The following is a 19245-nucleotide window of genomic DNA, read 5'->3' as shown; positions in this document are numbered from 1 at the left end:
CAAACGGGCCGGGCAACAAGTAGGGTAGGGGACTACCAGCAGTTGCGTTTGAGGAGGGGTCCGATGAGCAATGTCGCAGGCGGTCCGCACGGGGGTACTCCGGGAGCACTTAGCCCCGAAGCCCGAGCCGCTTCAATTGAAGTCCTGAAAGCCACCGCCGAGGCCGGCAAGGAGCTCGACATCCTGATTGTCGGCGGCGGCGTAGTAGGAGCTGGCGCGGCACTCGATGCCGTGACCCGTGGCTTGACGGTGGGAATCGTCGAAGCCAGGGACTGGGCGTCGGGAACGTCGTCGCGATCCTCCAAGCTCATCCACGGTGGCCTGCGCTATCTGGAGATGCTGGACTTCGGCCTGGTCCAGGAAGCCCTCCAGGAGCGGGGGCTGCTGATCCAGCAGATAGCCCCCCACCTGGTCCGTCCTGTGCCCTTCCTGTACCCGCTGACACGCCGGTTCTGGGAACGCCCTTACGTCGGGGCGGGCATCATGCTCTATGACACCCTGGGCCTCACGTCAGGGCACAGCCGTGGCGTACCCATGCACAAGCACCTGTTCAGGCGGGGAACCCTCCGCGCGGCTCCCAGCCTGAAGGATGATGCCTTTGTCGGGTCCATCCGCTATTACGACGCCCAGGTGGACGACGCCCGCCTGGTGGTAAACCTCGTCAGGACGGCCGCCTACTACGGCGCGTATGCAGCCAACCGCGTCCGCGTGGTGGATTTCCTCCGCGAGGGGGAGCGCGTGGTCGGAGCCAAGCTGGAAAACCAGGAAGACGGCAGTGTCTTCGAAGTCCGCGCCAAGCAAGTGGTCAATGCTACCGGCGTGTGGACCGATGAAACCCAGGCCATGGTCACGGACCGGGGCCAGCTCAAAGTCCGTGCTTCCAAAGGCATTCACTTGGTGGTGCCGCGAGACCGCTTCCAGTCCACAGTCGGCCTGATCCTTCGCACCGAGAAGTCAGTGCTTTTCGTGATCCCCTGGGGCCGCCACTGGATTATCGGTACTACCGACACCGACTGGAAACTGGACAAGGCACACCCCGCTGCTTCCAGCAAGGACATCGACTACGTCCTTGAACATGTCAACAAGGTCCTCAAGCGGCCACTGACCCGGGAGGACGTTGAAGGCGTCTACGCCGGCCTGCGCCCACTCCTGGCCGGAGAGAACGATTCCACCGCAAAACTGTCGCGTGAGCACGTTGTGGCACACCCTGTACCGGGACTCGTAGTGGTTGCCGGCGGCAAGTTCACCACCTACCGGGTCATGGCCAAGGATGCAGTGGACGAAGCCACACGCGCCATGGACGAGCGAGTTCCGTCCAGCTGCACCGAGACCATTCCGCTGCTGGGCGCGGAGGGCTTCAAAGCGGCTTGGAACCGGCGGGGACGTTCAGCAGACGAAGCGGGCGTTCACGTGGCACGCGTGGAGCACTTGCTCAACCGTTATGGATCAATGACCTCGGAAGTGCTGGACCTCATTGAGGACCGGCCCGAACTTGCTGAACCGTTGCCCGGCGCGGATGACTACCTCGCGGCCGAGGTTGTCTACGCTACAACCCACGAAGGCGCCCGCCATGTGCACGACGTCCTGACCCGCCGGACCCGGATCTCCATCGAAGCCTGGGACCGGGGTGTGTCTGCCGTGCCTGTAGTGGCTAAGCTGATGGGAGAAATCCTTGGCTGGAGCGAGACTCAGCAAGAAAGCGAAATCAAGCACTACCTTGCGCGGGTGGAAGCTGAACGGCTCAGTCAGCAGCAGCCCGACGACGAATCGGCGGATGCCGCGCGCATGGGAGTCGATGACATCGTTCCCCTTCGCTGACCAGCTCAAGGAACTGCGGCCGGGAGGCCACACTGGAGGGAACACGACTTGGCTGAACCACTTGACCGGTACGATGCGGAACTGACCACCCCGGACACGGTCATCCTTGAACTTGTCGCCCGGGACAAGATCGATGCTGCGGCGCAACTGGCTCAGCGGCTGCATGCGGCCGGCAGGATCTCCAACCTGGAGGGCTTCCTGGAACAGGTGCACTCACGCGAACACCAGTTGGCCACCGGGCTCCCTGGTGGCATCGGCCTGCCGCATGCGCGCAGCGAATTCGTGGACAGGATCTCCATTGCGGTAGGCGTCACCAAGTTCGGTCATGCCTTGGACTTCGGCGCCACCGATGGCCCGGCCACTGTGATCCTCCTCATTGCCACGCCTGCAAGTTCCTTCTCGGACCACCTCGAAGTCCTGGCTACCCTGGCGCGGTCCCTCTCCAAGGAGTCGTTCCGGGAGTCCCTTCGAAGGGCGCACGATACCGAAGTCATTTCCGAACTCATCAACTCCAGCCTGGTGTTCTTCGACCACTGAGATTGGGGCAGGCCCTTTCGTGTCGACTCCGTCGCCACGCAGGGGCCCGGCTGCCCCACTCTAGGCAGGCCCTTTCGTGTCGACTCCGTCGCCACGCAGGGACCCGGCTGCCCCACTCTAGGCAGGCCCTTTCGTGTCGACTCCGTCGCCACGCAGGGACCCGGCTGCCCCACTCTAGGCAGGCCCCAACCCTCGTTTCGTTGTTCTACAGCCGGACGAAGTACGGTTAAGGGGTGTTGAAAACCGCGTTGAAACCCCGCTGGATCGCAGGACTGGTCTTTGCGCTTCTGTTGTCCGGGGTATTTGTGCTGCTCAGCCAGTGGCAGCTCAGCCGGTCTGCCCAGCACGAGCCTCCCGCTCCCTCCAGCATCGAAGAAGTAAAGCCCCTGGTGGACGTCCTCCAGCCGGGGCATTTCTTCCCCGGCTCCGTCTCCGACCAGATGGTCAGCGCCACCGGAAGCTACGACCCCGAAAAGCAGGTCCTGGTCGAAGGTCGCCTGTACAACAACCAAAAGGGTTTCTGGATCGTCTCCGCCTTCGCGGTTGACGGAGCCCCGACCCTGAGCGGTGTGGCCGCGTCGCCAAAGACCTGGATCCCGGTTGCCCGCGGCTGGGTGGCCGATGCCGCCCAAGCCGGCCCGCCGCCGTCGGGCGCCATTACTTTGACTGGCCGCCTCCTCCCGTCCGAGGCCCCCACTCCGAATGTCGACGCCGGCCCGGGCAGGGCTTCCGCGGTGGCGGTGGCCGAGCTGATCAACACCTGGGAAGTCTCCAGCTACCCGGGATTCGTGGCAGCGACATCTGAAGTTGCCGCGGGTGTGACCGTCCCGCTTGGCGATGACGTGAAGGCGCTGAACATTCCAGCGCAGCCGCCAGCTGAGCAGGTTAACTGGTTGAACATTTTCTACGCGGTCGAATGGGTTGTCTTCGCTGGTTTTGCCCTCTACATCTGGTGGAGGATGGTGGCGGACGACTACCGGCGGGACCTCGAAGGCGACGAGTTCGACGACGAACCGGACAGCGACGCAGAGGTAGACAAAGAACCTACAAGCCCAGAGCCAGAACAAAAGGTGCAGCCATGATTGAGCCCAAACCGGCAATCCAGCCCGAACAGTCCGGACCCAAGCCCAAGAAGCGGAGGTTTGGCGGGACGGAAGCCCAAATCCGTTCGGCGCTGAAGTTCTACAAAGTCATGGCCTACCTCACCGGTGCCATGTTGCTCCTCTTGTGTGCCGAGTTGATCGCCCGCTACGCGTTCGGCGTCTCGCTCTTCGCCGGTGGCACCAGTGCCGTCACGGGGCAGCCGTTTGGCTTCGGCTTTGCGGAGTCCGAGCCCAAGGGTGTGGTTGGGGGGTTCAACATCTCCACATCAGTGCTGATCGTCCACGGTTGGATGTACGTGGTCTACCTGGTTTCCAACTTCCGCCTGTGGTCTCTCATGCGGTGGCCTTTCTCCAAGCTCATCCTTTTGGCACTGGGCGGCGTAATCCCGCTTCTGTCCTTCATCGTGGAGAAAAAGTTCCATGCAGAGGTTGAAGCGGAACTGGCAGCCAACCCGCAGGCCTCCAAGCGCTACTAGGGTTTGAGGGCATCCCGGTGTGAGATGCCTAACGGCGGGCCCCCTTTTGGCCCTTGGCGGCCCCGGTCAACGTGCACCGGGGCGGCCCGGCCAAGTAGTCTTGGTTGGTGACTACTCCCACCGCACCCCAGACTTCCCAGAAGCCGGTGCTGGTTGTTGACTACGGTGCCCAGTACGCGCAGCTGATTGCACGCCGCGTCCGCGAAGCGAATGTGTATTCGGAAATTGTTCCGCATACCTTCACCACCGAGCAGCTTCTGGCCAAGAACCCGGCAGCCATCATCCTTTCAGGCGGGCCTTCCAGCGTTTACGCTGATGGCGCGCCCAGCGTCGGAGCCGACCTCTTCGAAGCCGGGGTGCCGGTTTTCGGCATTTGCTACGGCTTCCAGGCCATGGCCAACGCCCTTGGTGGCAAGGTGGCCCAAACCGGCCTCCGCGAGTACGGCGCCACCGAAGCCCTTGTGGTCGGAGATGCCCGCTCCATCCTTGATGGCGTTCCCGCGTCCCAGAACACGTGGATGAGCCACGGCGACTCCGTTCAGGAAGCCCCGGAAGGGTTTGAAGTACTCGCCTCGACGGCCGGCGCTCCTGTTGCTGCTTTCGCCAACGACGAGAAGCGCCTGTACGGAGTCCAGTGGCACCCCGAGGTCAAGCACTCTGTCCACGGCCAACACGTCCTGGAGAACTTCCTGTTCAAGGGTGCGGGTCTGACCCCTAACTGGACCACGGGAAACATCCTCGAAGAACAGGTGGACCGGATCCGCCAGCAGATCGGCGATTCCAAGGTGATTTGCGGCCTCTCTGGCGGCGTTGACTCAGCCGTCGCTGCCGCCTTGGTCCAGCGGGCCGTCGGGGACCAGCTGACCTGTGTCTTCGTGGATCACGGGCTTCTCCGTGAAGGCGAAGCTGAGCAGGTTGAGCGCGACTTCGTAGCCGCCACGGGCGTCAACCTGTACGTTGCCAATGAGCAAGAGCGTTTCCAGTCGGCACTGGCTGGCGTCAGCGATCCCGAAACAAAGCGGAAGATCATTGGCCGCGAATTCATTCGAGCCTTTGAGGAAGCTGAACGGGCCATCATCGCCCAGGCAGCTTCGGAGGGCGAGAAGATCAAGTTCCTGGTCCAGGGAACGCTGTACCCGGATGTCGTCGAATCCGGTGGTGGCGAAGGCGCGGCCAACATCAAGAGCCACCACAATGTGGGTGGCCTTCCCGAAGACCTGCAGTTTGAGCTTGTCGAGCCGCTGCGTGCACTGTTCAAGGACGAAGTCCGCGCGGTCGGTGCGCAGCTTGGCCTGCCGCAGGAAATCGTCGGCCGCCAGCCGTTCCCGGGTCCCGGCCTGGGAATCCGCATCGTCGGCGAGGTCACCAAGGAACGGCTTGACCTCCTGCGCAAAGCTGACGCCATTGCCCGTGCGGAGCTGACAGCCGCCGGTTTGGACAACGATGTTTGGCAGATGCCCGTAGTCCTGCTGGCCGATGTCCGCAGCGTTGGTGTCCAGGGCGACGGCCGTACTTACGGCCACCCGATCGTGCTGCGCCCGGTCTCCTCCGAGGACGCCATGACGGCGGACTGGTCGCGGTTGCCGTACGACCTTCTGGCCCGAATCTCCAACCGCATCACCAACGAGGTGGATGGAGTGAACCGCGTGGTGCTGGATGTCACCAGCAAGCCACCGGGAACCATCGAGTGGGAATAGCATTCTGAGTGGCCGGCTTCCTTTGGGAGGCCGGCCACTGTGCTTGTACGTGGAAAAGGCTTTGGCCTGATAAACGGCAGGCACCTGTGAAATGACGGCAAATTTCGCTTCTGTACAGTGTTGCGGAGCGGGCTGCACGCTGATTCCCGCTACCCTCGAAGGTATGCCGGTATGGTCCAAGGCGTCTAAAGCTAGTACAGAAAAGAAGGCAGAAGTTGTGTCAGTAGGTCAAGGCCAGGAAGAGGGCTCCGAAGAGCTCCGAAAATGGCTGTCTGGTCTTAAGCCCGTCACCGGGGCAGACACGATGCTGCGTTTCGTCAAGACGCCCGAAGGCGCCATCGATCTCAGCAATGCGCATCCCTCCGGGCTGGCCCAGTTGCTTGCAGGTCGCAGAACCCGTTTGTCCACGTTGATCAGGGACCGGCAACAGTATCTCGTGGCGGCCCGGGCGGCGCGCAACATCCGCTCCAAGATCTTTGAGCTCAGCAACGACCGCGGTATCGAGGCCGGATACCTGTCCGCCGGTACTGTGGTGTGGACGTCGGCCGTGGGCGGCAAACCGCAGCGTGTTTCGGCACCTGTGATGCTCACCTCCATCATCCTGACGGTCCGGCCCGGTGAAGACGACTTCGAGTTGCAGCTCACCGAGCAGGCGCGCATGAACCCTGCCCTGGTGCGGCACCTCAAGACCGTCCATGGCATCGTCTTTGACGTCAACGCCGTAGCCAGGATGGCCTACAACACGGCCAGGCTCGATCCCCAGCCGGTCCTGGATCGCCTGGCGACGCTCGTTCAACCCATCCACGGGGCCGAAGTCGGGTTCAACCTTCTTGTCACAACGTTGGCCGATCTCTCGGGAAACCTCGACGATCCTTGGATCAACACGAACAACCCCACAGTCGCGGCTCTGTCCACCGCGGCCAACGGTGGCGACATCGAACCGGAGCCCATCAAGGCAGGCAGGTTCTCCAGCCTGGACGAACGCGACCCCGCCGACGAGCTCCTCCTCCTTGACGCAGATACTGACCAGCAGTATGTGGTGGACGCCGTTCGCGCCGGGGATTCCCTGGTTGTCAGCACCCCGCCGGGAAGCGGGCAGACACAGTCGGCAATCAACGTCATCGGAGCGCTTGTCAGCGAAGGCAAGTCTGTCCTGGTGGTGGGGGACCGGCAGTCCAGCCTCGCGGGCCTTTCGGGCCATCTGGAGTCACTCGGCCTTGATTCGTTGTTCTTCCGCCCAGGAAACGGGACGACGCCCCAGCAGCTCAAGGGTCAGCTGGTCCGGGCCATCATGCGGAACGAGAAAGCCCTTGAGCCGCAGCTGGGGAACCTTCACCAGACCTTGACCGGCCACCGGCACGCCCTGATGGACCATGTGGCCTCCCTCCACAATGTCCGCGAACGCTGGGGTTGCTCGCCATATCAGGCCATGCAGTCGCTCGCGGAGTTGACGTCCATCCACCCGGCTCCCTCCACAACCGTGCGCTTGAAGCGCAGCGTGCTGGATAACATCAAGGACCGCGAGGAACTCGCCGGCCGCCTGCGCCGCGCGGCCGAACTCGGCAGCTTCAGCAGGGCCTCAACATCCAGCCCTTGGTACGGTGCCCGATTGGTCACCCGCAAGGAGACCGAGGAAGCCCAACAGCTCGCCCGCCTGGCCGAGGAGAAACTCCCAGTCCTTCGTGACCGGATGAAGCAGGTTTCCGATCACGCCGAGATCCGCCTGGGAGACACGTTCTCCGAGTGGGGTGCCCAGCTGGAACTGCTGATTGCCGTGCGCGAGAGCCTGGACAAGTTCACTCCGGACATCTTCGACCGTCCCGTTCACGATTTGATCTCTGCCACGGCCAGCTCGGCTTGGCGCCGGGAACGTAACCTGGAGATGCCCTCCATGCAGCGTTCACGCCTGCGGCGGGTAGCCAAGGAATACGTGCGCCCCGGTGTTCACATCGCCGACCTCCATAGTTCATTGGTACTCGTCCAGGAACAGCGTGCGCTCTGGGCCGGATATGCAACCACGCAGCGCCATCCTGCGGTGCCCTCCGGTCTCGCAGATCTCGGCGGCCTGTACAGGGAACTCGACGGCGAACTGCGCCGCCTCGGCGAGTCCCTCAAGCACACGTCCGCCGGCGGCTCGCTCCACGCGACGCCGTACCTGGAACTGATGGAGCGACTCGAACGCCTCGTCGCAGACACCGCCACGCTGGAAACCCTGCCGGAACGCACGCTCCTGATTGAGGAAATGCGCGAGCACGGTCTTGGCGAACTTCTTGCCGATCTCGCCGCTCGTGAGGTTCCGGCCCCGTCCGTCGCAGCTGAGCTGGATCTGGCCTGGTGGCAATCCGCCCTGGAAGCCATGATCAGTGGCGACGACTACCTCGCAATGTCCGACGGCGACTCCCTTCGCCGCCTCGAAGCCGAATACCGCCTCGCGGACCAGGCCCACATTGCAAGTGGCGCGGCCCGGCTCCGCTGGCAGCTGGCTGAGAAGTGGCGCCAAGGGCTGCTCGAACACCCGCGGCAGGCCGAGTTGCTCCGTGCACTGTTGAAGGACGGCCGGGTGACGTTGCCGGCTCTCAGTGCCCAGGCGCCGGACCTTGTGCCGATGCTGGTCCCTGTGTGGTCCGTCAGCCCCTACCTCCTGACCGGTGTTCTTCCCGCTGAACAGAAGTTTGACGCTGTGGTGGTCATCGACGCCGAGTCGACCTCCCTGCAGGCTGTCCTTCCTGCTATTGCCCGGGCGCAACAGGTCATCGCCTTCGGAGATGCGAAAATTGCCAACGCGCGCACGTTCAGTGTGGCCGTGGAACCGCCCGTTGCCGGGGTTGCAAGCCACGAGACCGTGGATAGTGCGTTCAAGGCGCTTGCCCGGGTCCTGCCCACGTGGCAGCTTAACTGGGTTTACCGGGCCGTGGACGAGGACTTGATTCTCCAGCTGAGCAAGAACTACTACGATGGCGGATTGCGTCGCCTGCCCGACGGAAGTTCCGTCACAGGCTTGGACCGATCGATCCTGGTGGAGTACATCCCGGACGGCACGGGACTTCCGGGGGCGGACCACGAGGGTGTCGAGTCCGTGACGGCCGAGGTCAACCGCGTGGTGGACCTTGTGTTCGAGCACGCACGGCTCCGGCCCCGCACGTCCTTGGCGGTGGTCACGGCCAGCCTGCGCCATGCTGCGCGGATAGGTGAAGCCATCAGGCTGCAACTGCCAAACCATTCCCTGTTGTCCGCGTTCTTTGGCGCGGGCCCCGAATCCTTCCGCGTGGTGGACCTCGAGCGCGCCCAGGGCCTCGTACGTGACCACGTCATTTTCTCGCTGGGCTACGGACGTACTCCACACGGCCGTGCCCTGCACTCCTTTGGCCCGTTGTCCACTGAAGGTGGCCGCAATCGTTTCGCTTTGGCCATGACCAGGGCACGGCGTTCCATGCACGTCCTCAGTTGCTTCCGGCCCGAAGACCTCGATCTGGACCGCCTGGCTCACGGAGCGGTGGACTTCTACGAATTGCTGGACCGGGAATTGTCCGGGAACAGCAATCTTGGAACTCCTGCTTCCCGTGCCGTTGCCAGCGAGCAGGCGCTGGGTGAGGACCCCTTGGTTGCGGACCTCGGTGAGCGCCTGCGGGCAAGGGGAGCTCGTGTCTGGCACCTTTACGATGGCGTCCTGGACATTGCCGCTGCCGCGGATCCGGTGCACACCATCGGCCGCGAAGGCGCCGAAATCCCCACACCAGTTGCTATCGAATCTGATGGGACGGAACGCTACCGGCGCATGAGCGTCCGCGAGCGGAGCCGGTTGCGGCCGCAGTTGCTGGAACGAATGGGCTGGCGTTACATGTCGCTGTGGACCATTGAAGTCTTTACGGACCCGTCGTCCTGCGCGGACCGGATCGGTTCGTACCTGGGGCTGGAGAACCACATCCCCCAAACCCCGGCGTCGCCGCAGCATGGCTTCCTTGACATGGATGTTGAACAATTGAATCTGGACAACGCGAACCCCGCGTTTGCCCGCAGTACCGCCGCCCGGCAGGCTGATGGCGAGCCGACTGGCGCTGCAGATGCCTCCGGTGAGGCGGGGGATCGGAAAGAAGTACCCATGAGTGAACAAGAAACCGGCACAGACGTCGGCTCCGCGGAAGAGCCGGTAGATCAGGACAACTCCAGCGCGGTTGCAGTAGCTGAATCGAAAACGGCCGGATCCAAGGCCGGTTCCAGCGGCATTCTTCCCACCAAAGCCGCCGAGGATGACCCCCGGCGCTGGGGCGATGACTCCGGCTACGACCATGAGCAATGGCTGAAGGAGCAGAAGCCCCCGCACTGGGGCTGACTGTACCCCGATACTGAATCCCACTAGGGGTTTACCAGAACGAAGAAAAGCTTGCCTTGCGTTGACGCGCCGGCAAGCTTTTCTGCTTGTTGGGGATTCGCGGCCACCACGACCAAACCTTCGGTGTCGCTTGTGCCGAGCCATTCACCGGGCTTGCCGCCTTGAGCCGAGGTCCAGAGCACCGGAACTGGGCTGGCCAGCACCTGGCTCTGCCTGGACTCGTCGTAGGAGCCCGCCGCTGTTAGGACCACCGTCACCAGCTGGCCGGGGGACAGGAGCTGGATGGAAGACGGATCGGCCATCCTCAAAGGAACGGCCGCCGTGCCCGCAGGTGTTCCGGTGAGCAGACCAGGGCCAAGGAGGCTTGCTTCCGTGGGGAGCTGCCCCTTGCCCAAGGGTGTTGCGAGCTGCCTTCCCACGAGGTCCATGGTGTCTTCCAGGGTTCCGGAAGCGGCGATGTCCGCCGGCACACCCAGGATGGTGAAGTCAGATTCGATAAGGCTGGTACCTGCAGGGATATCCCGCGCGGCAACAAGGACGTTGACGCGCTGTTCGGATACCGGAGTCAGTTGTTGAACCGCAAGACCTGCAGCCACACACAGAAGAAGGGCCACCGTGAGTCGACGGTTGCGTGCAACCCATGAGCCCAGGCGTAACCGAAGTGGGCGATGGGAAGCCCGAACAGCTGGGGGCCGGATGGATGTGCGCGCAGAAGGTGCGCGCCACGTTTGGAACGTTGTTGAAGGCTGCCTGCTTCCGGCAGCGGCCGCTGAACGTACGGCGCGGGGAAGGAGGGTACTGGATGACTTGTGTGGCATGCCGCCACGTTAGTCAGGTGCAGTGGCCGCGTAACAGCGGCCAAAGGCCCTATGTGGACAAGTTGCGCTTAGCTTGCTGCTGCTGCAGGTGCCGGCGCAGCAGGCGCCGGAGCTGCCGGGGCGGCCGAAACCGTACTGCCCTTGGAATCGCGGGAATCAGTGCGGTAGAAACCCGAGCCCTTGAAGACAACGCCAACGCTATTGAACTTCTTGCGAAGCGAGCCCCTGCACTCCGGGCACTCCGTCAGGGTGCTGTCAGAGAAGGACTGGACGATGTCAAAGGCATGGTCACAGTCTTTGCAGGCGTATGCGTATGTGGGCACTGAGTTCCTCCTTCAGGACAAAGTTCAGGTCCTGTGCAGCGGTGGCGGATAAGATCCGCATTAGCAGTCGCAGGGCCTGAGTGCCAATTCTATCATCCGTCCCGTTTACCCGCGCCAGCAGATGTGCCGGAACTCACCAGCACCGGTCACGCTGGCCGCGATCCCTGGTCCTTGATGCCTAGCCGTGCGATTCCGGACGGCATTAGCACTTCGCGCACGGGGCGATCGAAGGCCTCGGCGGGAATCGCGCCGGGTGGCAGCAGGTCGTCGTCGTACACCACCGCGATAGTGGGTGGACGCCGGCCCGAGCTGTCGAGGACATGGAGGAGCCGATCGTAGTAGCCGCCGCCCTGGCCAATCCGGTTGCCATCCTGATCTACCGCGGTGGCTGGCATGAAGATCCCGGCGGCCCCGGCAACCACAGAGCTGTCCAGCCTTTCGCCCTTGGGTTCGTCGATGGGAGCGTAAGAGGAGCGTACGAACTCCGTTGACGGCGTCCAATACACCCAGCTGAGCTGCCGGTCCGGCTCGCAGACAGGAAGCAGTACCTGGTGCCCCGCATGGTGGAGCGCTTCGATGAGCGGCAGGGTGGGCGGTTCGAAGGCCACACCCAGGTAGACCGCGAACGTGCCGGAGTTACCCTCCGAGACGCTGCCGGCCCAGGCCGTTCCATGGCGTGCGATGGAGGCGCCCGCTGTTGCGATCTGCTCCGGAGTAAGGGTTCGCCGCTGCAGGCGCCGGTTGCTGCGGATTTCTTCCTTCGTTGCCATCTGTGTCCGATCGTGAGGTGTGGTTGGTCCCGGTAAAGCGCACATGCCATCCGTTCCGCAACCCAAATGTGCTAACGGCTGCGGCGAGGGTTTACCCGTTGATGTGTTCCTTCCGTTAGATTAGTCCGGTGACTCTCGATAACAACGCTGTCCGTAAGGCCGTCATCCCCGCTGCGGGTCTTGGTACCCGGTTCCTTCCCGCCACCAAGGCGATGCCGAAGGAAATGCTGCCTGTGGTTGACAAGCCAGCCATCCAGTACGTCGTCGAAGAAGCGGTCAAGGTAGGCCTGCACGACGTCCTGATGATCACAGGGCGCAGCAAGCGTGCCCTGGAAGATCACTTTGACCGCGTGCCGGCGCTTGAAGCGACCCTGGCCGAGAAGGGTGACACCGCCAAGCTTGAGGCCATCCAGTCGGCCACCAATCTTGGTGACATCCACTATGTCCGCCAGGGCGACCCCAACGGCCTCGGCCACGCGGTCCTGCGTGCAAAGCAGCACGTCGGTCACGAACCTTTCGCGGTTCTACTGGGTGATGACCTGATCGACGCCCGGGACAACCTCCTGAGCGACATGATCGCAGTCCAGCAGAAGACCGGCGGTTCCGTAGTTGCCCTCATCGAGGTGGAGCCCTCCAAGATCAGCGCCTACGGTTGCGCTGACGTCGAGGAAATCGGCGAAGACGGCTACGTGCGCATCAAGCAGCTGGTCGAAAAGCCCTCTCCTGAAGAAGCGCCCTCCAACCTTGCAGTGATAGGCCGTTACGTGCTGCACCCGGCCGTGTTCGATGTCCTTGAGAAGACTGCCCCTGGCCGTGGCGGTGAAATCCAGCTGACCGATGCCCTTGAGGTGCTCGCAGCTGGCGAAGGTGAAGGCTATGGCGTGTACGGCGTCGTCTTCCGTGGCCGCCGCTACGACACCGGCGACAAACTCAGCTACCTCAAGGCCTGCATCGAGCTTGCGTGCGAACGCGAGGACCTTGGCCCCGAGCTGCGCGAGTGGCTGCCCAACTTTACCGCCACGCTCCCCAAGTAACAACGGATGTACGGCTCTCCGATCTGGCCGGTGACGCTGGAAAGCGGAGACTTGCTGCTCCGGCCCATCCGTTACCGTGATAAGCGGGAGTGGTCTGAAGTCCGTTCGCGCAACAGCGAGTGGCTTGCGCCATGGGAGGCGTCCAACCCTGCTCCGGGCGGACGCCTGCCCAGCTACCGCCAGATGGTGTCCTCGCTGAACGACCAAGCCCGCCAGTCCACGGCCTTGCCGTTCCTCATCACTGAACGGACGGCGGGATTTCGCGAACCCCGAATCGTCGGGCAACTGACGGTCTCCTCGATTGTGTGGGGATCGGCCATGATGGCCACACTGGGATATTGGGTTGACCGGGACCGCGCTGGACACGGCATTGCACCAACGGCGGTTGCCATGGCTACCGATCACTGCTTCAGGGTGCTGGGATTGCACCGCATGGAGATCAATATCCGGCCGGAAAACTCACCCAGTCTCCGTGTTGTTGAGAAGCTCGGATTCCGGGATGAGGGCTACCGGAAACGGTATCTGCACATCAACGGCGAATGGGCTGACCATCGCTCGTTCGCGATGACCTCCGACGAGGTTCCAGAGGGGCTCCTGCGCAGGTGGCTTCGGGGATAAAAGGGCAGGTCATGGGCCTTTTTGGCCGTATCTCAAGTCATTTGTGGACTCGACCACGACACACCGGCCGCAATGCCGCAACCCCCGGCGATTTGCTTCTACGGTTTTGAATGTGGACTTCCCTCTCAGCAGCTCAGTGATACTCGTTGTCACTGTCGCGCTATGGATGGTCTGGGTGGCGCCCTACGTTCTGCGGAACAGGCGGCAACAAGTCCAAACGGCCGCTGGGCCGGCAGAGGTAATTGACGACGAACCAGACGAAGCGCAGGCAGGGGTGGTACTGACTTTGGCACCTCAGCAGGAGAAACCGATGGAGACCATGCACAGCAAAGCACAGGCGTCGCCCCAGGAATCCCGCATGGCCGAGCCGTCCGCCGTTATGTTGCCGCCAACGCCGTTCACCATCCGCTACGCCAGACTCACGTTGGCATTGTCCGGCCTGGCCTTGCTGGTGACCGGCGTGGTTTCCGGAGTCCTTCGCATCTTTGGTGCCGGGTCGGTGTGGTTGCCGATCGTGTCGCTCATTGGTGCCGTAATCGCCGTCGTTATCTTGCGGAGGCTGGCACTCCGGGATCTCCGTGAACGCCGGGCGCGCCGCGCTGCGCAGGCGTCACCTATTCCGACGCCCGCTCGCTACTTGCCCAAAGAGTCTCCCGTCGAATCGAAGGAAACCGCGGTCTTCGATGCCGAGGCGAGCAGCCCCGAGGCTGCGCGCCTGTCCGCCCTCGAACTTCGACAGGCGGCCCTTGCGGTCGCGGTCGCCGCGGGCGACAAGTCCGTTCAAGTCGCAACGGACTCGAAGGCTGCCACGTGGCAGCCTGTTGAGGTACCGAAGCCCACGTATGTCGCGGCCGCCAAGGCCCCGCGGCCCGCTCCCGAACCGTTGGACCTGCCCGAGGCTCCCAAGCCCGTGGGCAAGCCCGTCCTGAAGCAAAGTGTTGAGCAGGCCGAGGCCGCCGCTGCGGCCCAGTCCCTTGCCTCCGTCAAGGGTCAGAGTGCGCTCAGCAACTTGGACGACGTCCTGCAGCGTCGCCGCGCTTAACATCGCATGACAACGCTTTGCGTTGCCGGCGGCACCGGCCAGGTTGGGCGCCACGTTGTCCGTCTCGCCCTGGCTGCCGGGCATGAAGTGTCCGTCCTCAGCCGTCACGTCCCGCCTCCAGGTTCGGAGAAACGTCACGACGGCGCCACGTACCACGCGGGCGATGTAACCACTGGCGTTGGGCTGGCTGACGCCCTCGCGGGTGCCGACGTCGTGGTCGACTGCCTTGAAGGGCAGTTGGGGAAGGCCCGGAAGCAATTTGCCGACGGCGGTTCCCGGCTTCTGGAGTCGGCTCACCAAGCGGGAACCGGCAAGGCCGTGGCGTTGTCCATCATCAACTGCGACATGAGCAACTACTCGTACTACGTCTCCAAGGCCGCCAAGGAGAGGGTCTATGCGAAGTCGCCGCTGGAGACTGTGGTGGTACGGGCCACGCAGTTCCATAGTCTCGTGGACATGGTGTTCTCTGCCGGTGCCAGGATTCGTTTGATCCCGTCGTTCAAGGGCGTGGAATTTCAAGCGATCTCGCCGGCGGACGTGGCTCAAGCACTGCTGGAGGCGGCACTCGAACGCGTCTCAGCCGAGCAACACCGTGTACGTACCGTGGGTGGACCCGAGGTAATGGCCATGAAGGACATGGCTGTGTCCTGGAAAGGCGCGACGGGCTCCCGGGGCAGGATTGTCGAGCTTCCCTTGCCGGGGCCGATGGGCGCCTATTTGCGGGCCGGTCAGAACCTGGTCCCGGAGCAGGCCTACGGCTCAGAGACGTTCGTGTCGTGGTTGGAAAAGCGCGGCGAAACTTTGTAGCCTAGGGACACTGGCCGAGCGGCTAACGCGCGGTCCAGGGGCTATAGCTCAGTTGGTAGAGCGCTTCGTTCGCATCGAAGAGGTCAGGAGTTCGAATCTCCTTAGCTCCACAGACGGCAGGGCATATCGGACCCTGGTCGCCGTCCCGCTGCTCTTTCCTCATGGCGGCCTTCTCCTTTGCCGATCACTCCATCAGCCCTTGACCGGCCACGCTCCGGGTATATCGTTAACTATCGTTCAGTATCGTTCGCGACGTACCGAGGTGAGCATGATGCGTGATTCATTTCCTTCCAGCGGGTTCATGGGAAACAACCTCGACGGCATGTGGCAGGCCGTTGAGGAATTTAGGTCGAGATTTGAGAAGCGTTCCGGAACGCGTGCGGGCCGAGGCGAGCTGCGGACAGCGATTCTTGCCCTGCTCGCCGAGCGTCCCATGCACGGCTATCAAATCATCCGGGAGATCGAGGAACGCAGCGGCGGCAGCTGGAAGCCGAGTGCCGGCTCCGTGTACCCCACGTTGCAGTTGTTGGCCGACGAAGGGTTTGTCAGTTCCGAGGAATCGAACGGCCGCAAAATCTATTCGTTGACCGAAGCCGGCCGTGAGGACGTTGCAAGTGAAGAAACCTCTGCACCTTGGGAGTCCGCGGGCAACACATCAGGTTTCGCAGCGCTTCCCAAAGCAGGCGTGGAGCTGGCCCAAGCCGCAGCACAGGTGGGCCGCACGGGAACGCCCAAGCAAGTGCAGGAAGCTGTGACGGTCCTCGAAGAGGCGCGGCGCAGGCTGTACAAGATCCTCGCCCAGGACTGAGGGTTGACATCGGCTGACCGGGTAGGTCCGGTGCCCGGTGCGGGGGATGCCCGTGCCCGTTACCGTCGGATCCTGCGTTTTGCCGCCTGGCACTTGGCGGTGACCTGGTGGTTTGAGCTGATCATGCCGCGGGTTGGCCTGCGCAGGATTGCCGATCGCAACAGGGCCGCGAGAATGCGACGGTTCGCCCAGCGCTTCCACGTTCTGGCTGTTGAGCTGGGTGGCCTGATGATCAAAGTCGGCCAGTTCATGTCGTCCCGGCTCGATGTGCTCCCGCCGGAAATCACTGCCGAACTGGAGGGGCTGCAGGACGAGGTGCCGCCCGTTCCCTTCCCCGCGATCCGGGCCCTTGCAGAGGCGGAGCTGGGTGCGCCGCTGGATGCGGTGTTCGCCTCCGTGGAGGAGACGCCCATCGCGGCAGCCTCCCTGGGGCAGGCGCATCGTGCGAAGCTTCTTCCCGGCAATGCGGCTGACACCGGGCTCAGCAGTGTGGTGTTCAAGGTTCAGCGCCCCGGCATCGACATGATTGTGGATGTGGACTTGGCCGCCCTCCGACGAGTGGGCGGCTGGCTGAGCCGGATCCGCCTCGAATCAGAGCGTGCGGATGTACCGGCGCTTGTCAGGGAGTTCGAGCAGACCAGCCTCGAAGAGATCGACTACATGAACGAGGCGGCGAATTCCGAGCGATTTGCAGCTGACTTCGCGGGCGACCCGAGGGTGGCAGTGCCCGGTGTCGTATGGGAGCGGACTACCCGCCGCGTGCTGACCTTGGAAGATGTGACGGCAATCAAAATCACCGATGCCGAGGGACTGCGGCTAGCCGGGATAGACCCCGCCACGGTTGCTCCCGTTTTCGCCTCCGTCATGTTTGACCAGCTGTTTACCAACGGCTTTTTCCACGCCGATCCGCATCCGGGAAATATCTTCATTACTCCGGTAGCCGATTCATCCGCGGAGCGTCCATGGAAGCTGACGTTTATTGACTTTGGCATGATGGGCGAGATTCCGTCGAAGACGCGCAGCGGACTGCGGAAGCTGCTGATCGCGGCGGCTTCGCGGGACGGCAAGGGGTTGGTGGCTGCGATCAGCGATATCGGGGTGCTGGTGCCGTCGGCTGACACGGCTGAGCTGGAGCGGGCCATGACGCACCTTTTCGCACGGTTCGGCGGTATGGGCTTCGCCGAGCTTCGCGAGGTCGACCCCCGGGAGTTCCGTGACTTTGGGGCGGAGTTCGGCAACGTTGTCCGATCCCTGCCTTTTCAGTTGCCGGAGAATTTCCTGCTCATCATCCGGGCCATGTCCCTGACCTCCGGTGTCTGCAGCTCTCTGGACGCCCGCTTCAACCTGTGGGATTCGGTGGAGCCTTATGCGGCACAGCTGCTTCGCGAGGAACGCGGAAAACTGGCCAAGGACGCGGCCGCGCAGGCACTCGAAACGGCCGCCGTGGCCATGCGCCTGCCCAAACGCCTGGACGGGTTGGTCACGCGCCTTGAGGAAGGTTCGCTGCACGTGTCCAACCCTCGGGTGGAACGGCAACTGGCACGTCTCATCCGCACGGCACAGCGAGCCGTTTCGGCAATCATCTTCGCCGCCCTGTTGATCTCTGGTTCCGTCGTTCGGCCGGATGACCCTGTGCTCGGCAACGTGCTCATGATCGTGTCGGCTGTTCCTTTGCTCTACGGCTTGTGGTCCGGTGGCCGACGCGGCCGGTGAGTGGGTTGGGCGCCGTAGACTTGCCCTGTGACTGAGACCCCCGCACGCCGACCTGAGGCCTCCAGTGGTCTGACGGGCCCCATTCTGGTGGGTGTCATGCCCGGGCAACAGCCCGTCGTCGTCGAGCATGCAGCGCAGATGGCCGTCGCCGCGGGGCTTCCACTCGTATGCGCCTATGCCGACGTCACTGTCTATCCGGTGGACGGCACCACGGGCGGCCCCTCAGCTCCCATCGATCCCGACGGCGTCGATGACCGCACCCAGGACGTTCCTCAAGCGTTGCGGACCGCCCTTGAGGCCCAGCTGGCAGACTTCAGCGTTGATTGGTCCACCGTGTTGCTCGCCGGTGAGCCGTCACACGCGCTGGCCCGCGAGGCTGAGTCCATTGGCGCGTCCATGATTGTGGTTGGTACCCGGGAACATACGCTGACAGCTGCCTTCAAAGACGTGGCTGCGGGATCAGTAGCCCGCCACCTTTGCCATCGCCAGCGGCGGCCTGTACTCGTGGTGCCCGTGAATCCGCGTGTCCCGGACGACGATGACGACGACTGAATCAAAGCCCCCGGTCCATCGGCACTGGGGTTTCATTGGCATCGTAGCGGCCGGCGGTGTCTTCGGAGCGCTGGCGCGGTACGGCCTGGGCTTGGCGATTCCCGCACCCGGTTCCTGGCCGCTTCCCACCCTGCTCATCAACCTTTCAGGGGCCATGGCGCTTGGAGCCTTGCTGGAAGGGCTTTCGCGCCGAGGTCCCGACGCCGGTGGTCGCCGCCTTCTCCGGCTCGCCTTGGGGACGGGGTTCCTAGGCGCCTACACCACCTACAGCACACTGGCCCTGGACGCGGTGCATCTCCTGCTGGCCGGAGCCGGCACCGCTGCTGCCGCCTACCTTGGCGCAAGCCTGCTGGGTGGAGCAGCGGCCACCACTGCCGGGATTTGGCTTGGCGCCTGGCAGCACCGCCGCAGTCTTAAGAGAACGCCGTGACGGTCGTCCTTCTTGCCCTCGCCGGGGGATTGGGCGCGGCAGTGCGGTTCGTAGTTGACGGGCTGATCAGGACCCGGTTCAAAACGGCCATGCCTTGGGCCACCATCGTCATTAATGTGTCCGGTTCGTTGGTCCTTGGTTTCCTGGCCGGATTGGTGATGCGGGGCCAAGCACCGGAGTCCCTCCAACTCGTCCTTGGTACGGGGTTCCTGGGTGGCTACACCACGTTCAGCACTGCAAGCCTGGAGACCATCCGGTTGGTCCAGAGCGGAAGGACGGGCCTGGCGCTTCTCAATGGCCTGGGATCCATGGCGGCCAGTGTTCTTGCTGCTGCCGCTGGTGTGTGGATTGGTCTTCACCTGCCCTGAA

Annotated in this window: 18 protein-coding genes and 1 tRNA gene; 16 read left to right on the top strand and 3 right to left on the bottom strand. The window is 63.4% G+C overall.

Features of this window, described 5'->3' with window-relative positions; translation table 11 throughout:
* Window positions 1-63 precede the first annotated feature (63 nt).
* The 6 genes from ACFRJ9_RS16375 (at window position 64) to ACFRJ9_RS16350 (ending at window position 9961) form a co-directional block, all read left to right on the top strand.
* A complete protein-coding gene (locus ACFRJ9_RS16375) occupies window positions 64-1818 on the top strand; it encodes a glycerol-3-phosphate dehydrogenase/oxidase (protein ID WP_377670003.1) in 1755 nt (584 codons plus the stop codon).
* A 48-nt stretch (window positions 1819-1866) separates the two neighbouring features.
* Complete coding sequence (locus ACFRJ9_RS16370; RefSeq protein WP_377670001.1) at window positions 1867-2355, top strand: PTS sugar transporter subunit IIA; 489 nt, start codon at window positions 1867-1869, stop codon at window positions 2353-2355.
* Between the two features lie 233 nt (window positions 2356-2588).
* Window positions 2589-3437, top strand: a complete 849-nt coding sequence (locus tag ACFRJ9_RS16365) for an SURF1 family protein (RefSeq protein ID WP_377669998.1) — start codon at window positions 2589-2591, stop codon at window positions 3435-3437.
* A complete protein-coding gene (locus tag ACFRJ9_RS16360; RefSeq protein ID WP_377669996.1) occupies window positions 3434-3934 on the top strand; it encodes a DUF3817 domain-containing protein in 501 nt (166 codons plus the stop codon). Before ACFRJ9_RS16365 ends, ACFRJ9_RS16360 begins: the two co-directional genes overlap by 4 nt.
* Before the next feature lie 107 nt (window positions 3935-4041).
* Window positions 4042-5631 carry a glutamine-hydrolyzing GMP synthase gene (gene guaA / locus ACFRJ9_RS16355; RefSeq protein ID WP_377669993.1) on the top strand — a complete coding sequence of 530 codons (1590 nt, stop codon included), beginning with the start codon at window positions 4042-4044 and terminating at the stop codon, window positions 5629-5631.
* Between the two features lie 163 nt (window positions 5632-5794).
* Window positions 5795-9961, top strand: coding sequence for an AAA family ATPase (locus ACFRJ9_RS16350; protein WP_377669990.1), 4167 nt, complete (start codon window positions 5795-5797; stop codon window positions 9959-9961).
* Between the two features lie 23 nt (window positions 9962-9984).
* On the opposite strand, the gene cpaB is transcribed toward ACFRJ9_RS16350, so the two are convergent.
* The 3 genes from cpaB to ACFRJ9_RS16335 form a co-directional block, all read right to left on the bottom strand.
* Window positions 9985-10575: a Flp pilus assembly protein CpaB gene (gene cpaB / locus ACFRJ9_RS16345; protein ID WP_377669987.1), complete on the bottom strand. Its 591-nt coding sequence runs from the start codon at window positions 10573-10575 to the stop codon at window positions 9985-9987.
* Between the two features lie 272 nt (window positions 10576-10847).
* Window positions 10848-11102, bottom strand: coding sequence for an FmdB family zinc ribbon protein (locus ACFRJ9_RS16340; protein WP_377669985.1), 255 nt, complete (start codon window positions 11100-11102; stop codon window positions 10848-10850).
* 146 nt (window positions 11103-11248) lie between these two features.
* Window positions 11249-11872 (bottom strand): 5-formyltetrahydrofolate cyclo-ligase, encoded by a 624-nt coding sequence (locus tag ACFRJ9_RS16335; protein WP_377669983.1) that lies wholly within the window; start codon window positions 11870-11872, stop codon window positions 11249-11251.
* Between the two features lie 128 nt (window positions 11873-12000).
* On the opposite strand from ACFRJ9_RS16335, the gene galU reads away from it, so the two are divergent.
* The 10 genes from galU to crcB all read left to right on the top strand — a co-directional run bounded on the left by galU (window position 12001) and on the right by crcB (window position 19244).
* Window positions 12001-12906 carry a UTP--glucose-1-phosphate uridylyltransferase GalU gene (gene galU / locus ACFRJ9_RS16330; protein ID WP_377669981.1) on the top strand — a complete coding sequence of 302 codons (906 nt, stop codon included), beginning with the start codon at window positions 12001-12003 and terminating at the stop codon, window positions 12904-12906.
* Window positions 12907-12912: 6 nt separating this feature from the next.
* Window positions 12913-13524 (top strand): GNAT family N-acetyltransferase, encoded by a 612-nt coding sequence (locus ACFRJ9_RS16325; protein WP_377669978.1) that lies wholly within the window; start codon window positions 12913-12915, stop codon window positions 13522-13524.
* 166 nt (window positions 13525-13690) lie between these two features.
* A complete protein-coding gene (locus ACFRJ9_RS16320) occupies window positions 13691-14566 on the top strand; it encodes a hypothetical protein (RefSeq protein ID WP_377670153.1) in 876 nt (291 codons plus the stop codon).
* A gap of 6 nt (window positions 14567-14572) precedes the next feature.
* Window positions 14573-15373, top strand: coding sequence for an SDR family oxidoreductase (locus ACFRJ9_RS16315; RefSeq protein WP_377669976.1), 801 nt, complete (start codon window positions 14573-14575; stop codon window positions 15371-15373).
* A 37-nt stretch (window positions 15374-15410) separates the two neighbouring features.
* Window positions 15411-15483 (top strand) — tRNA-Ala (locus ACFRJ9_RS16310).
* Between the two features lie 161 nt (window positions 15484-15644).
* Complete coding sequence (locus tag ACFRJ9_RS16305) at window positions 15645-16181, top strand: PadR family transcriptional regulator (protein WP_377669974.1); 537 nt, start codon at window positions 15645-15647, stop codon at window positions 16179-16181.
* 174 nt (window positions 16182-16355) lie between these two features.
* Window positions 16356-17894 carry an ABC1 kinase family protein gene (locus tag ACFRJ9_RS16300; RefSeq protein WP_377670151.1) on the top strand — a complete coding sequence of 513 codons (1539 nt, stop codon included), beginning with the start codon at window positions 16356-16358 and terminating at the stop codon, window positions 17892-17894.
* 27 nt (window positions 17895-17921) lie between these two features.
* Window positions 17922-18446, top strand: a complete 525-nt coding sequence (locus ACFRJ9_RS16295) for a universal stress protein (RefSeq protein WP_377669972.1) — start codon at window positions 17922-17924, stop codon at window positions 18444-18446.
* Complete coding sequence (locus ACFRJ9_RS16290) at window positions 18433-18876, top strand: fluoride efflux transporter FluC (protein WP_377669969.1); 444 nt, start codon at window positions 18433-18435, stop codon at window positions 18874-18876. Before ACFRJ9_RS16295 ends, ACFRJ9_RS16290 begins: the two co-directional genes overlap by 14 nt.
* Entirely contained in the window at window positions 18873-19244 is a 372-nt protein-coding gene (gene crcB, locus ACFRJ9_RS16285) for a fluoride efflux transporter CrcB (RefSeq protein WP_377669967.1), read from the top strand. Before ACFRJ9_RS16290 ends, crcB begins: the two co-directional genes overlap by 4 nt.
* Window position 19245 lies beyond the last annotated feature (1 nt).

Source organism: Paenarthrobacter sp. NPDC056912 (assembly GCF_042786555.1).
Classification (GTDB): Bacteria; Actinomycetota; Actinomycetes; order Actinomycetales; family Micrococcaceae; genus Arthrobacter.
This window is presented reverse-complemented; position numbering and strand designations above follow the sequence as displayed.

What these genes read in the sequence shown, in the direction of transcription:
- ACFRJ9_RS16375 (WP_377670003.1), top strand. Translation starts at nt 64, where the DNA reads ATGAGCAATGTCGCAGGCGGTCCGCACGGGGGTACTCCGGGAGCACTT.
- ACFRJ9_RS16360 (WP_377669996.1), top strand. Translation starts at nt 3,434, where the DNA reads ATGATTGAGCCCAAACCGGCAATCCAGCCCGAACAGTCCGGACCCAAG.
- ACFRJ9_RS16350 (WP_377669990.1), top strand. Translation starts at nt 5,795, where the DNA reads ATGCCGGTATGGTCCAAGGCGTCTAAAGCTAGTACAGAAAAGAAGGCA.
- ACFRJ9_RS16335 (WP_377669983.1), bottom strand. Translation starts at nt 11,872, where the DNA reads ATGGCAACGAAGGAAGAAATCCGCAGCAACCGGCGCCTGCAGCGGCGA.
- ACFRJ9_RS16325 (WP_377669978.1), top strand. Translation starts at nt 12,913, where the DNA reads ATGTACGGCTCTCCGATCTGGCCGGTGACGCTGGAAAGCGGAGACTTG.
- ACFRJ9_RS16320 (WP_377670153.1), top strand. Translation starts at nt 13,691, where the DNA reads ATGGTCTGGGTGGCGCCCTACGTTCTGCGGAACAGGCGGCAACAAGTC.
- ACFRJ9_RS16315 (WP_377669976.1), top strand. Translation starts at nt 14,573, where the DNA reads ATGACAACGCTTTGCGTTGCCGGCGGCACCGGCCAGGTTGGGCGCCAC.
- ACFRJ9_RS16305 (WP_377669974.1), top strand. Translation starts at nt 15,645, where the DNA reads ATGCGTGATTCATTTCCTTCCAGCGGGTTCATGGGAAACAACCTCGAC.
- ACFRJ9_RS16300 (WP_377670151.1), top strand. Translation starts at nt 16,356, where the DNA reads ATGCGACGGTTCGCCCAGCGCTTCCACGTTCTGGCTGTTGAGCTGGGT.
- ACFRJ9_RS16290 (WP_377669969.1), top strand. Translation starts at nt 18,433, where the DNA reads ATGACGACGACTGAATCAAAGCCCCCGGTCCATCGGCACTGGGGTTTC.